13 protein-coding genes are annotated in these 12,195 nt (G+C 51.0%); 10 read left to right on the top strand and 3 right to left on the bottom strand.

Annotated elements, in window-relative coordinates; genetic code table 11:
• The first annotated feature begins 271 nt into the window (after positions 1 to 271).
• The 4 genes from Enr17x_RS23060 (at position 272) to Enr17x_RS30285 (ending at position 3,364) form a co-directional block, all read left to right on the top strand.
• The gene (locus Enr17x_RS23060; protein WP_145312035.1) at positions 272 to 1,276 is read left to right on the top strand and encodes a 6-bladed beta-propeller; all 1,005 of its coding nucleotides are present in this window, start codon (positions 272 to 274) and stop codon (positions 1,274 to 1,276) included.
• Positions 1,277 to 1,383: 107 nt separating this feature from the next.
• Entirely contained in the window at positions 1,384 to 1,803 is a 420-nt protein-coding gene (locus tag Enr17x_RS23055; RefSeq protein ID WP_145312034.1) for a hypothetical protein, read from the top strand.
• A gap of 59 nt (positions 1,804 to 1,862) precedes the next feature.
• A complete protein-coding gene (locus Enr17x_RS23050) occupies positions 1,863 to 2,894 on the top strand; it encodes a transglutaminase-like domain-containing protein (protein WP_145312033.1) in 1,032 nt (343 codons plus the stop codon).
• A 77-nt stretch (positions 2,895 to 2,971) separates the two neighbouring features.
• Complete coding sequence (locus tag Enr17x_RS30285) at positions 2,972 to 3,364, top strand: phosphopantetheine-binding protein (RefSeq protein ID WP_145312032.1); 393 nt, start codon at positions 2,972 to 2,974, stop codon at positions 3,362 to 3,364.
• Positions 3,365 to 3,960: 596 nt separating this feature from the next.
• Here the strand turns inward: Enr17x_RS30285 and Enr17x_RS23040 are convergent.
• Together Enr17x_RS23040 and Enr17x_RS23035 are read right to left on the bottom strand one after the other, a co-directional pair.
• Entirely contained in the window at positions 3,961 to 4,737 is a 777-nt protein-coding gene (locus Enr17x_RS23040) for a BPL-N domain-containing protein (protein ID WP_145312031.1), read from the bottom strand.
• 31 nt (positions 4,738 to 4,768) lie between these two features.
• Complete coding sequence (locus Enr17x_RS23035; RefSeq protein WP_145312030.1) at positions 4,769 to 6,067, bottom strand: carcinine hydrolase/isopenicillin-N N-acyltransferase family protein; 1,299 nt, start codon at positions 6,065 to 6,067, stop codon at positions 4,769 to 4,771.
• 305 nt (positions 6,068 to 6,372) lie between these two features.
• On the opposite strand from Enr17x_RS23035, the gene Enr17x_RS23030 reads away from it, so the two are divergent.
• From Enr17x_RS23030 to Enr17x_RS23005, 6 genes are all read left to right on the top strand, one after another.
• The gene (locus tag Enr17x_RS23030; protein ID WP_145312029.1) at positions 6,373 to 7,185 is read left to right on the top strand and encodes a hypothetical protein; all 813 of its coding nucleotides are present in this window, start codon (positions 6,373 to 6,375) and stop codon (positions 7,183 to 7,185) included.
• Positions 7,186 to 7,196: 11 nt separating this feature from the next.
• Positions 7,197 to 8,018, top strand: a complete 822-nt coding sequence (locus tag Enr17x_RS23025; RefSeq protein ID WP_145312028.1) for a hypothetical protein — start codon at positions 7,197 to 7,199, stop codon at positions 8,016 to 8,018.
• 22 nt (positions 8,019 to 8,040) lie between these two features.
• Complete coding sequence (locus Enr17x_RS23020; RefSeq protein WP_145312027.1) at positions 8,041 to 8,532, top strand: hypothetical protein; 492 nt, start codon at positions 8,041 to 8,043, stop codon at positions 8,530 to 8,532.
• Positions 8,533 to 8,557: 25 nt separating this feature from the next.
• Positions 8,558 to 8,950, top strand: coding sequence for a HEAT repeat domain-containing protein (locus Enr17x_RS23015; protein ID WP_145312026.1), 393 nt, complete (start codon positions 8,558 to 8,560; stop codon positions 8,948 to 8,950).
• A gap of 34 nt (positions 8,951 to 8,984) precedes the next feature.
• A complete protein-coding gene (locus Enr17x_RS23010; protein ID WP_145312025.1) occupies positions 8,985 to 9,707 on the top strand; it encodes an SDR family oxidoreductase in 723 nt (240 codons plus the stop codon).
• 213 nt (positions 9,708 to 9,920) lie between these two features.
• Positions 9,921 to 10,664, top strand: a complete 744-nt coding sequence (locus Enr17x_RS23005; RefSeq protein ID WP_145312024.1) for an SDR family oxidoreductase — start codon at positions 9,921 to 9,923, stop codon at positions 10,662 to 10,664.
• A gap of 16 nt (positions 10,665 to 10,680) precedes the next feature.
• On the opposite strand, the gene Enr17x_RS23000 is transcribed toward Enr17x_RS23005, so the two are convergent.
• Positions 10,681 to 12,156 carry a sulfatase family protein gene (locus Enr17x_RS23000; RefSeq protein ID WP_232100826.1) on the bottom strand — a complete coding sequence of 492 codons (1,476 nt, stop codon included), beginning with the start codon at positions 12,154 to 12,156 and terminating at the stop codon, positions 10,681 to 10,683.
• Positions 12,157 to 12,195 lie beyond the last annotated feature (39 nt).

Genomic DNA, 12,195 nt, shown 5'->3' with positions numbered 1-12,195 from the left:
CACATGCCTGCCTACCTCACTCAGCGAGAACCGCGGAAATGTGTTACAGGGAAATTGAGAAAAAATCGTTAAGTCTGTGATTTCAGCGTTTTTTGAGGCGGAAAGTGAATAGTTGCTGACTCGGGAAGTATTGGAAACGGCTTTTTGTCCCCGCTGGTTGCAAAGTGTGGTGGGGTGCTGGATACTAGAGTGATTCGCCTTATATTGAATGGGGCGATGCAAGAAAGGCTGACTTTTCAATCTAGATGATTAATAAACAGGAACCCGGATTATGAAGAAGTGCTTGTGTTCGATTGCGGCGGCTGTTGTGTTTTGTCTGGCGGTGCCAGGGTTTGCGGCGGAGGAGGTGGCTCCGGTGCGAATGGGCAGTGGAATCATGACCTTTGATACGGTACCCGGCTGGGGCTTTGATGAGCAGGGCCGTTCTGTATTAGGGCCGACGCATGGCGGCGTGGTGATCGACAAAGCGGGCAACATTTACACAAGTGCCCGGATTGGCGTGGTGGTATTTTCGCCCGACGGAAAAGTCGTACGCCGTTTTCTGGGGCCTGAATATTCCAATATTCATGACATGGAAATTCGCGACGAAGCGGATGGCGAGTTCATTTATGGGGCGCGGAATGCGAACGCGGAAGGAATCAAGTTCAATGCGTTGACAGGGGAGATGATTCTCAAGCTGCCGTTCCCGAAAGAATCGGGGCTTGATCTGAAGAAGTTCGCACCCACGGCGATCACCGTTGCACCAAATGGCGATATTATTCTATCGGACGGATACGCGAGCAATTATATTTTCAAGTTCGACAAGAACGGCAAGTATCTGTCGCACTTCGGCAAGAAGGGCAACGGGATGAAGGAATTCAACACCGCCCACGGCATGACGCTGGATACGCGATACAATCCGCCGCGACTGTTAATTTGCGACCGGAACCACAAGCCGAAAGGCCGCCTGCTGCATTACGATCTGGACGGCAACTTCATCGAAGAAGTCATCACCGGACTGGGGATGCCGACTTCTGTTGCGATTCAGGGAGATTATGTCTCTGTGCCGGACCTGCATGGTCGATTGGTGATTCTGGACAAGAGCAACACGATTGTCGCCGTGCTGGGGAATAATGAAGATCCCAAGACCCGCGGCAGTTTCAACGTTCCTCAGGATAAATGGCGCGAAGGCATCTTCAGCGGCACCCACGGATCGTACTGGGACAAAGACGGCAACCTGTATGTGCAGGACTGGAATGTCTCCGGCCGGCTGATGAAGCTGGTGCGTGTGAAGTAGGTTTAAGAACTTCTGGCTATTACCAGTTGAAACAAAAGTTATGAAAAATGTCCGGGTAATAAAAATTATCCGGACATTTTCTTGGATAGGTAATCAGGAAGAAATAGATGAAGCAGCTTCAACCGATAATCATTCTCGCGATTCTGTGTTTGTTATACGGGTGCTCCTCGTCTCATTCCGAAAACGAAAAAAATGATTCATCACCGGAAATTGTTGTTGGCGGACTGTACTATTCGCAGAACAAGGAAGGTACTTTTTCTGTTATGAAGGTGCTTGCAGTAGATGATATGAGCGTGCATATTCGTAGCTACGCCAATAAATTCACAGCGAAACCAGCAGACGTTGATCCTGCGGTGCTTACGCTTGGAGGTCTCAATGACCCGGCTGGTATCGGGATTGGACATTTTCCAATCGCAAAGGAAGGTTTTTTACAAGACAACCCTGTGTTCATCAAACAGGTACCCGTGACTGATGAAGAGCTTGAAGGTTATCGAATGTACCTGGAGGCGATGCAGGGGGCTAAATAGACAGTGGCATCAGGACAATAAGCGAGTCTGATTCTTTTCTTGATCAAAGGAGTATTCCAATGTGGCGATCACTGGTCTGTCTGATGCTGTTGAGCTCGACTGCGTTTGCATCCGAGCCGGTCTTTGATGCGATTGACTACGCAACTCCTTCAAAGTATCTCGTAGTTCCCGATTCCCTGGGCAATCAGGCAGAGATTGCCGCTCAGGCGTTGGAGTTGAAAGGCACCAGTGATCGCAAGACTGTCCTGAATGTACTGGATTGGATGACGGGGACACTCAAGTACAAGGCCGATGAAGCGTATCAATGGAGAAACTATGATTCCGTCGTCAAAGAAGGTTGTTATGGTGGGTGTGCCGATTATGCGATTGTGTGTGGCGTGCTTTTAAAAAGTGCCAGCATTCCGACCGTCTGGGTGAAGACGATGGATGTACCGTGGATCTGGGATCTGAAACAGGGGCGGCCGTTTCAATCCTGGTCGGGACATGTCTTTCTCGAAGTTTATCTCGACAAACAGTGGGTCTTGCTCGATCCGGGGGCACGCAAGATTTATCCGGGTTATTCTCCCCAGTCTCGAATCTTACCTGGAAATCGTTTTGCTTATCATAAAGGGAATGATCCCAAAGCAATGATCATGTCGCTGCAGTGGGATGAGTGGAAACAGCAAACGCGGGAGTATTTTACGAAACTCGACGCGAGTCTGCTTCCCACCGACGAGGTGGCTGCCGTCAAACTGGAACACAAGTGTTTTATCATTGGGAATGCCCCTTATTATCAAATGCTGCAGACGATGGCGCAACGCGAAGGATGGACTGTGAAACTTTCCTTCAATACGGATTACGACAAACATCTGCCACAAGCCCGGGGAAGTATTCTGCTGATTGAAACACAGCAGGGGGTTCCTACCGTACCGCTTTCCAAATTAGAACAGTATTTCTCGGGTGCTTCCCAAGGACTGAAAGCCGGGCATATCATGGTGGGAGATACAAAAATTGTGTTCGTTGATTTCAAGAAACTGCTGCATCCGGAATTTTCGAGCAGCCCGGATCAAAGCGAATCCAAGCCTGCAACGAGTTCCAATGAATCTGAGTGATTCCAATTGTCAATTATGATTTATGTTGTGAACAGCAGTTGGTATGGAAGCCGATTATAAATGGATTGGAAACGGCTATGACAGTTTCTTCCCGCACCCCTGAAGGATTTCCCAGTAATTGTCCCGTATGTGGGGCTAGTGTCAGGATTGAGTTTTCTGACCCGGCAAACGATGCGCCTTGTCCTCAATGTGGTTGTCTGCTCTGGTTCTCTACGGAACTTGTCAATTCACTCACAAACTATTCACTAGATGCGCTCGGCACTACGGCATCTTCGATCACAGTAGATTCCCGATTTGCAGAGTTGGATGGTGATTCTCTAGATTCCCTGGACCTGGTTGAACTCGTGATGAAATTAGAGGATGAGTATGATATCGTGATTCCAGATAACGACTATGATCAAATTCAGACGATCGGGGATGTCGTGCGACTTGTGAATGTCAAACGAAGAGGCAAAAGCGAGACAGAATAAGTGAACGCAGGAGATTCATTTTAATCAGGAAAGACATCAGACCCACACGCGAGGAATGGATTGATTTTCGATCCGGAACACAATCGCGTGTGGCTTTCGATCTGGGATTTCTGAGTCGTGAGTTGTTGCACGCGTTTGATTCTCCCCATCTGCGACAAAGGGGCAACTGTTAGTATGCTGACTTCAGAATGAGTACCAAATCAAACGCTTATGAAGGGGCCATGAAGTCTTGGGATGACTCGGCATCCTCTCAGGAAGTTCCTTTGAAACGCTCCGAAAGCTCCCTTTTAGCGTACTGCTCAGAGTGAACTGGGGCGGGCCGGTGATATCGAGTATACTCTCTATTTGTTGGGTGAAACGACTCTCCCATGCATTCGAAACCAGTTGTTGCATCAATTGAGGCTCCTGAATGATAATTTCACTAAGTCGAGTCAAGAACAGGAAATGCGAGCAAACGAGAAATTCGTGCCTCGCACGCGCGACGTTATCTCCGCATAGTTTCGTTCGATTCAGGAACGTGTCAAGCTGAAGATCGGGAAGTGGATTGGGCAAATCTTAGACAAAGAGCGAATGGATGAGCATGAAACTGACCGTCGTTATTCAGAATTCGCCGCCCAGTAGATGCCCGAGGCGATCAGGGAATGGGGGCCGTTTTTGACTTCGGCGTGAGGGCTGAAACAGATGACGCGACCGGAGCCGAATTGGGAGCGAATGATGGCGTGTGTGCCGATCATCGCTTCAGCGGGGGCACCGTTTCGAGCGACTTCCGTTTCAAAGTGGGCGAGGACTTCGTAGCCGGGGAGATCGGGTTGATTGTCAGGGACGAGTAAGGGGCCGTTCGAATAGTAGATCTTGAATTTCGATTGGGTTTTACTGAGGACGTCCTGACCGGCCGGAGTGAGTTGGATGGCGACCTTTTTCTGGCCGCGTTTCCAATGTGAACGATCCCAGACACGGGCGTTGATCAGATCGAGCGACCAGTCGTAATGCGAAGAGGCAAGATACGCACCGGCGCAGATGCCGACGTAGCCGCCTCCGTTTTTGACAAATATACGGACTGCTTCGCGGCCTTCCGGATTCAGGGTCTTCGCCTGTTTTCCGCCACTGCCGCCGGGCATGATGAGGACGTCAAAATCCTTGAGGGAGCCGTTCCGTATTTCCTTAGCAGTGATGACTTGAAAAGAGAAGCCATGCTCGGGTGTCAGGATGCGTTTCAGGTTTCGTGGTCCGTTCGATTCTTTCCCGTCGTAATCAAACACAGCCACACGAACCAGTTTCGTCTCAGGTTTGGCTTCCTCGGCAACAGCCGAACAGGGAAGAATCAGTAAACTGAGGACGAATAACTGGGACAGTAGAAACTTGAAATGGTGCATTAATACCAAATCCTTTTATAAGAATTCGAGGTCAGGGGATCACGATTGTCTTTTTGACCGGAGCAAACCGAGGCGCGGGTGGCGTTGGCAGAGCGAGTGCGGCCTGCTTCATATCGCGGAGCTCTTGTTGCATCGCCGCCATGGCGAGCGACGCCATTTTCTGATGAAAGCGGGTGACGGCATCGGCAGAATAACCATGCTCATGACGTCCCCGTTGAAACGCTTGGGTGAGTTTCAGGATTTTGTCTTCAACGGGCCAGAGATCGGACCAGATGCCGGGCAGGTATTCGGTTTTGATGCCTTTGCCGTCGTCGGTTTTGCTCCAGGCACGCAGCGTGATGGCGATCTCGCCGAGCTCAGCTCCTTTGTCGTCGGCGAGAGGATCGGCGACTTCCTGCACTTCGACCCAACAGGGGACGGCGATGGAAAAACTGGGATCCCCGAGGATGGTCCACATCGTGGCAAGGCTTGGATCTTCTCCCGGTTTCACGCCCTGAAAGACGGCGGCAGAAACAGTGGTCGTGCGGCTGATAGTGTTGTTGGTCTTGATGATGGCGGGCAGTTTTTGTTTCGAGCCATTCACGGTGCCGGGCCAGGGGGTGCCTGTTTTACTGGAGAGATCTCGCGTCAAATTGCGAATGAGATAGTCGACGGTGATGCCTTTTGATTTTTGCAGGTCGAGCCGGGAACAGGCCTGCGAATACCGTTCGGCGGAGTAGATTTTTCCGAGCTGTTCGGGCGTCGGATTGGCGGGGAAATCGCGGGCGGTGGTCGCGAAGTTGGAACGGACGATATAGCCGTGGGGTGCTATTTTGGGGTCGTTGGCGTTGAACATGGTATAGCTGCTGGGGCCGGTCTCAAACAGGGCGGCGCCGCCCTGTGCATCAATCACGCCGAAATTGGAAAGGGTGCGGCGGCCAGTCTCATTGGTTTCATCAAGCAACTTTTTGAAGTCGGCTACCGTCTTACAGGTTTCCAGTGCCTGTTTCATGAAGCGACCATTGGCGGGTCCTGATTTCTTGCCTTTGATACTGAGGTCTTTGCTCAACGAATTTTCGATGCAGAAGCCGGCTTCGTTCATACCCATCCATGCCGACTTGCGAGCGCCCGCATTGACAACGGCAACAGCGCGAAGCGGCCCTTTAGTCAGCAGAATGACTTCGTTATGAATGTTGGACGTGTCGCGGTTCTTCCAGAGCAGAGGACGACCGTCGGCAGTCGCTTTCCCGCTGATGACGGCTGTGGTACAGGCTTGGAGTTCAAGGGGAGCGCATTCCCAGATCAATAGCAGTATGAGCATCCGAATCAGCGAGGCCCGGTTCGCGAACATAATCGGTGTATCCTTTTCAGGGAGTTAAGCGGTTGGAATCTTCACATACAGAAGACTTCTAAAATGGTTGGATCATTGTGAGTTTGGTTCACAATTCACTCAAGCGTCAAAATGCGGGTTCATCAAACCTGCATCAAATCTTCATATTGTGCATCAGGAGAACGAAGAGTGAAATCAAAAAATCCCGATTTTGGGCCAGGGATGAAGATTTTCTGTCATCGGCGGGTGATATCTTTTATGATTTGAATTAATGAGATGAAGCTCTTGCGAATCATTTTACTGTCGCTTGTCGAAAGGGGACTTCGATGACGGAGAAGCAATTTACGGAAAAGCAGATTCTGACCGGCATTTTTGAATGCTGGTGTGATGCGATGGGAACAGAGCGTCCCTTTGATGCTGAGACACGCATTGATTTGTATATGAAAGAGGATCATTTAAGGGCCCCGGTTGATCTGCTTGATATTATTTTCCGTCTGGAAAAATTGTTCGACATCAAGATTTCGCGTAAAGAGCTGTATGAAGAGTTGGGGTTTCCAGAAACGCCTAATCTTAAAGTATGGAAAAACGAGATCGCGCCGCAGTTAACGTTTGGTGTACTGGCACGATTTCTTCAGAAGCGGGCCGTGAATACGGTTTCCTTTGAGCCCGTGATGGTGATCAACAAAGAGTGCCGACCGGCGGGTGTGTTTTATGGCATCGAGCAGATTTCAAATCAGCTGATTTCAGCGAAATGTCAGGTGACGCCGAGTGCAAACATCATTGACGCGTTTCGTGGTTATCAGCTGAATTCGTTCTGGAGTCAACTCAGCTGGAGATCAGAGGTGCGGCTGCCTCAGCTTTCGAGACACTGGGGATTTCTCACGAATTGGGGCTGCATGATTGCCTTCTGGGGTCTGTTGATCGCCTTCCCCATGGTGTTCTTAACAGGGAACTTTTACATCTTGCTTGGCGCAGTTCTGTATGTAATTACAACCTGGTTTATTAATTCCCTCTACACTCACCGTTCAGATCCACTGCCGCCAGAACTTCAGACGTTTCGCGATCTGGCAGTCTGGATTGCAGGCCATGATGGTGACGCGATACGGATTCCTGCGAACAGTAGTCCCATTAATAACTGAGAGGAGTTTTTATGAGTCAGCTCAGATATTCTGAAAAGCAGATTATGCCGCTCCTTGCAGATTGTCTGGTGGATACTTTGGGACTTGATGACGACGAAGCATTAGATCCTATGACCGATCTTGATCGTAGAATCGATCAATACCTCAAGGACATCAATGAATGGAACGCATTCGATTTTGCAGACTTTAGTTATGTCATTGAGTGCCTGTTTCATTTCGAATGTTCCCCGAAGGAGTGGAAAGCGTTCTTTGGGGTCGACTGTGGTTATCAATCGGAAGAAGAATGGGTAGAACAGGTGGGGCAGAATCTGACGTTCAAGGCACTGGTTGAATTCATTGCAGAGCGTGCGCCCTACATTAGGTTTCAACCAGTAACAGTGATTGACCGTGCGTGCGGCCCTGCCGGCGCCTTTTACGGGCTTGAAGAGTTGTCGGGCAAGTTTTTTTCCGCCACCTGTCGCGTGACTCCCTCAACTAAAATTCTGGATGCGTTTCGTGGCAGACAGCTGGAAAAGTTCTGGGGCGAATTACAATGGCGCTCAGGAGCTAAACTGACGGATCTGAAATCATTCTGGTTTCTATTAGAAGGTTGTGGCTGTCTGATGTTTTTTCTGGCTCTATTCGTTGCATTCGTGATTTTTCTTCCGAATGGTGACTATCTCTTTCTGACAGTCACCATTCTCTCTGCCTATACCATGTGGCGCGTTATTTCACTCTGTTGTTACTGGTCCAACCCGCTGCCACCAGAGCTACAGACATTTCGAGATCTGGCGGTGTGGATTGCCAATCATGACTGTGATGCGGTGCGCCCGTCTGTGAAAAGCGGACCTTAATGGAGATCCACGGAGGCGTAAGATGATTGCGATCAAAAGTCTTCTGATTCTGTTGTTTTCGTTCTGTTTGACTTCAGGTGCTGCTGCGGAGGATCAACGGGTTCGTTTGACCATTCCTCCCGAGCAGGCACCGGATCCTGCCTGGCGTCGAGAGCTGTTTAAGGACACTCTTCCCTTGAAGAATCGTCCCTCGATTGTGTCGAGAAAGAAAGTAAAGGACGAGGTGCATGTTGTTGTGAAAAACACGGGAAAAACACCCCTGGAGTATTATGGAACTTTTCGGGATCATATCCAGTTATATCAGGAGATCTTCAGGCGGGGGCTCTGGCGAAAATCGAACGTCGGCTGGTGTTGCCTGGGTAAAGAGAAACAGATGTTATTACCCGACCAATCGGTCAAATTTAGATTAACTTATTCCGATGAGGAACGAGGAGAACGACTGCTGGGAAACTTTCGTGAGGCAGGGACCAATCGATGCGGCTTGATCATCTTGGCTACGGAAGTGATGGACTAACTAAGTCGGCGAAAGGTGAAAAGGCATGTATCGTAGTTTACTTTTATTACTGCTGGTTCTGGGCTGTCAGTCTGAACCACCCGTTGATTATTCGACATTTACGATCGATCAACTGCGGACTAAAATGTCAGACCCTGATCCTGGTGTCCGCTGGAAAGCTGTTTTTGAAACAGACCGTCGTGACGGACAAGCGGTTCAGGTTGTGGAAGAATTGACTTCTCTGTTAGCAGATGAGAACGTGGAAGTGCGGCGGGTCACTACACAGACAATGGGAACGATGCTCATGGATGTGAAACCACCTTACTCTAAAGAAGTCAATCGGGCGATTGCAGCTCTGAGAGCGAATCAAGATTCGGATGCCGTAGTTCAATCGGGGATTCGAATTGCACTTGGCATCGTTGATTCAAAACAAAAATGAACAAGACTTTTCAATTTGATGAAAGGAGTCTGAAGTGGGCGGCGAGATTCAGGGGCAAGTGGCTTTGGTAACGGGGGCAAATCGAGGGATTGGTAAATCGATTCTGGAAGCGTTTCTGAAAGAAGGGGCCGCGAAAGTCTATGCGGCTGTGCGAAAGCCTGAATCGGTGGCTGCGCTCACTGGAGTGTATGGGGATCGCGTTGTTCCTTTGGAACTGGATTTGACGAAGCCGGAGTTGATCAACAAAGTGGCTGAAGTGGCCAGTGATGTAACGCTGGTTGTCAATAACGCGGGCGTACTCACCAAGACTTCAGCTCTAGATGCGGATGTGATTGAGGCACTACAGTATGAAATTGATACGAACGTGTATGGATTGATTCGGGTTGTGCAGGCGTTTGCTCCGGTATTGAAAGCGAACGGCGGGGGGATGCTGGTGCAGGTGAATTCGATTGCTTCACTGAAAAATGTGCCGGAGTTTACGACTTATTGTGCTTCCAAAGCAGCCGCCTATTCGGTGACGCAGGCATTGAAACAGATTCTGGCAGATCAGGGAACGACTGTAATCAGCATTCACCCGGGGCCCACTGCGACGGATATGGGAGACGATGCCGGCTTCGAAGTAGCTGATCCGCCGGAGTTGGTTGCCGATGCGGTTGTGGCGGCAATAAAATCAGGACAGTTTCATCAGTTTGCCGGCTCAATGGCAGAGACGATGGGGGCCGCCTATCAGAGCTTTGCAGCGGAAGTGATTGAATAGGGTTTCTAAAGTGTCGACCTGACTTCACTTCATTTTTTATCTCGTTGAAACTGTTTGTCAGCAGGAACAAATGGCTCTCTCGGGTTGGAAGATGTACCGTGAATTCGGATCGCGACTTGTCTGGTTGAAGTCGCCCCCTACAATGTTGCCGTTGCTCAGCAACTGGTTCTCCTGCAAGTGGAGAAACGTAAATTCAGATATAAGGAGTGGAACATGGGCTATGAAATTGAGGGACAGGCGGCAATGGTGACGGGCGCGAATCGGGGCATCGGCAAAGCGATAGTTGAGGCGTTGCTGAAAGAAGGGGCTTCAAAAGTGTATGCGGCGGTGCGGGATACTTCGTCGGCTTCTGGGCTGACGGAAGAATACGGGGAACGCGTAGTGCCGCTGGAATTTGATTTGACGAAGCCGGAACTGATTCAGAAAGCGGCGGAAGTGGCCAGCGATGTGTCACTGGTGGTGAATAATGCGGGAGTGCTGAAGGCGGCGACCCCGCTGTCGGCTGATGCGATTGAATCGCTGAAGTTCGAAATGGATGTGAACGTCTATGGTCTGATTCGCGTGGCGCAGGTATTCGCGCCGGTGTTGAAAGCCAACGGTGGCGGAGCGCTGGTGCAGTTGAATTCGGTCGCGTCCCTGACGAACTTCACCGATTTTACGACGTATTGTGCGTCCAAGTCCGCCTCGTATTCGGTGACACAAGGCTTAAAGGATTTGCTCAAGGAGCAGGGGACTCTGGTCGTGAGCGTGCATCCGGGGCCGATCGCCACAGACATGGGGCATACGGCCGGGTTTGATGAAATCGCGGAGCCACCGGAACTGGTTGCATATGGCATTGTAGCGGCGCTCAAAGCGGGCTCGTTTTTCGACTTTCCCGATTCGATGGCCCGGCAGGTGGGTGCCGCTTACGAAAGCTTTGCCGGGAATGTGATTGAAGCAGAGATGACAGAAGGTTAATCGTAGAAAACGGTAATCAGTCCACGCGGCCGGGTTGGCGGTTGTTTTTGCCTTTGCGTTTGGTGCCGGTGTCGCCGAGATCGTCGCGGGCCTGTTCTGCGAGCGCGGTCAGGCGTTTGACAACGTCGGGGTGCTGGTCGGCGACGTTTTTGCTTTCGCTGATATCGTTTTTGAGATCATACAGAGCGAGACCGGTTTTCTTTTGTATGTAGGGGCCGGGGGTACCGCCGGAACCGGGTTTGTCTTTCAGGCTGCGATAGGGATGAGGAAAGTGCAGTTTCCAGTCGCCGCTACGGACGGCGTTCAAATGACCGCCCCAGTAAAAAAGCAGGGCGTCGTGAGGCGACCTGGCTCCTTTTTCGCCGCTCATCAGAGGCCAGATATTTTTGCCGTCGATAATGCGATCCGTGGGAACTTTTCCGCCGGAGAGATATGCGATGGTGGGCAGGAGATCGATGGTCATGGCTGGCTGGTTGCAGACGGTGCCTGCAGGGATCTGTCCGGGCCAGGCCATGATGCAGGGTTCACGTTGTCCGCCGTCCCAGGCTGTTCCCTTCCCTTCGCGGAGCGGTAGAGCCGAGCCGGCGTGATCGCCGTAGGAGAGCCAGGGGCCATTGTCAGAGGTGAAGATGACCAGTGTGTTGTCTTCGAGGCCGTTCTCTTTGAGAGCTTGCCGGATCTGACCGACAGACCAGTCGATTTCCATGATCACATCGCCGTAGAGTCCCTGTTCGGATTTGCCTTTGAATTTATCGCTGACGAACAGGGGGACGTGAGGCATGGAGTGCGGGACGTAGAGGAAAAACGGTCGGTCATGATTTTTGTTGATGAACGAGACGGCGTGTTCGGTGTACCAGGTGGTGAGCTGGGCCTGTTCTTTGCCGGTGACTTTGGGGTTGATGACGGTTTCATTTTCGATCAGCGGTAGATCGGGAAAACGTTTGCCGGCGGTGGGATGAAAGGGCCACATGTCGTTGGAGTAGGGGAGCCCGAAATATTCATCGAAGCCGTGCCGGGTGGGGAGGAATTCGGGGAGATGACCGAGGTGCCATTTTCCATAAATCGCGGTGGCGTAACCCAATGGTTTGACGACTTCGGCGATGGTCGTTTCTTCGGCGTTGATGCCGATTTTGGATTGCGGGCCGAGTGCGCCCTGGATTCCGATCCGATTCGGATAACAGCCGGTTAACAGAGCCGATCGGGACGCAGAGCAGACGGCCTGGGCGGCGTAAAAGTCAGTAAAGCGAACGCCGTCTTTTGCCATCTGGTCGAGATTGGGAGTTTTGATATTGGGAGAGCCGAAGACGCCGACATCCTGATAACCTTGGTCGTCGGTAAAGATGACTACGAAGTTGGGATGCTGTTTGGCTGGTCGGGTAGCTGCGGTCGCGGGGGGAACAGAAGCTGCGGCGATCAAGAGGACTAGAAGACTGAGACAAGAGATCCGTGTTCGATTCAGATACGAGTGGCATCCAAGATTAAAACCGGCCATGAGCGCGCCTTTCTGGTCAATTGATTGTGTTGTTCGTTG

The sequence above is a fragment of the Gimesia fumaroli genome (genome assembly GCF_007754425.1).
GTDB classification, from domain to species: domain Bacteria; phylum Planctomycetota; class Planctomycetia; order Planctomycetales; family Planctomycetaceae; genus Gimesia; species Gimesia fumaroli.
Note: the sequence above shows the minus strand (reverse complement) of the source record. Positions and strands in the feature narration are given on the sequence as shown.

What these genes read in the sequence shown, in the direction of transcription:
- Enr17x_RS23055 (WP_145312034.1), top strand. Translation starts at nt 1,384, where the DNA reads ATGAAGCAGCTTCAACCGATAATCATTCTCGCGATTCTGTGTTTGTTA.
- Enr17x_RS23040 (WP_145312031.1), bottom strand. Translation starts at nt 4,737, where the DNA reads ATGCACCATTTCAAGTTTCTACTGTCCCAGTTATTCGTCCTCAGTTTA.
- Enr17x_RS23015 (WP_145312026.1), top strand. Translation starts at nt 8,558, where the DNA reads ATGTATCGTAGTTTACTTTTATTACTGCTGGTTCTGGGCTGTCAGTCT.
- Enr17x_RS23035 (WP_145312030.1), bottom strand. Translation starts at nt 6,067, where the DNA reads ATGTTCGCGAACCGGGCCTCGCTGATTCGGATGCTCATACTGCTATTG.
- Enr17x_RS23005 (WP_145312024.1), top strand. Translation starts at nt 9,921, where the DNA reads ATGGGCTATGAAATTGAGGGACAGGCGGCAATGGTGACGGGCGCGAAT.
- Enr17x_RS23030 (WP_145312029.1), top strand. Translation starts at nt 6,373, where the DNA reads ATGACGGAGAAGCAATTTACGGAAAAGCAGATTCTGACCGGCATTTTT.
- Enr17x_RS23060 (WP_145312035.1), top strand. Translation starts at nt 272, where the DNA reads ATGAAGAAGTGCTTGTGTTCGATTGCGGCGGCTGTTGTGTTTTGTCTG.
- Enr17x_RS23020 (WP_145312027.1), top strand. Translation starts at nt 8,041, where the DNA reads ATGATTGCGATCAAAAGTCTTCTGATTCTGTTGTTTTCGTTCTGTTTG.
- Enr17x_RS23050 (WP_145312033.1), top strand. Translation starts at nt 1,863, where the DNA reads ATGTGGCGATCACTGGTCTGTCTGATGCTGTTGAGCTCGACTGCGTTT.
- Enr17x_RS23000 (WP_232100826.1), bottom strand. Translation starts at nt 12,156, where the DNA reads ATGGCCGGTTTTAATCTTGGATGCCACTCGTATCTGAATCGAACACGG.
- Enr17x_RS30285 (WP_145312032.1), top strand. Translation starts at nt 2,972, where the DNA reads ATGACAGTTTCTTCCCGCACCCCTGAAGGATTTCCCAGTAATTGTCCC.
- Enr17x_RS23025 (WP_145312028.1), top strand. Translation starts at nt 7,197, where the DNA reads ATGAGTCAGCTCAGATATTCTGAAAAGCAGATTATGCCGCTCCTTGCA.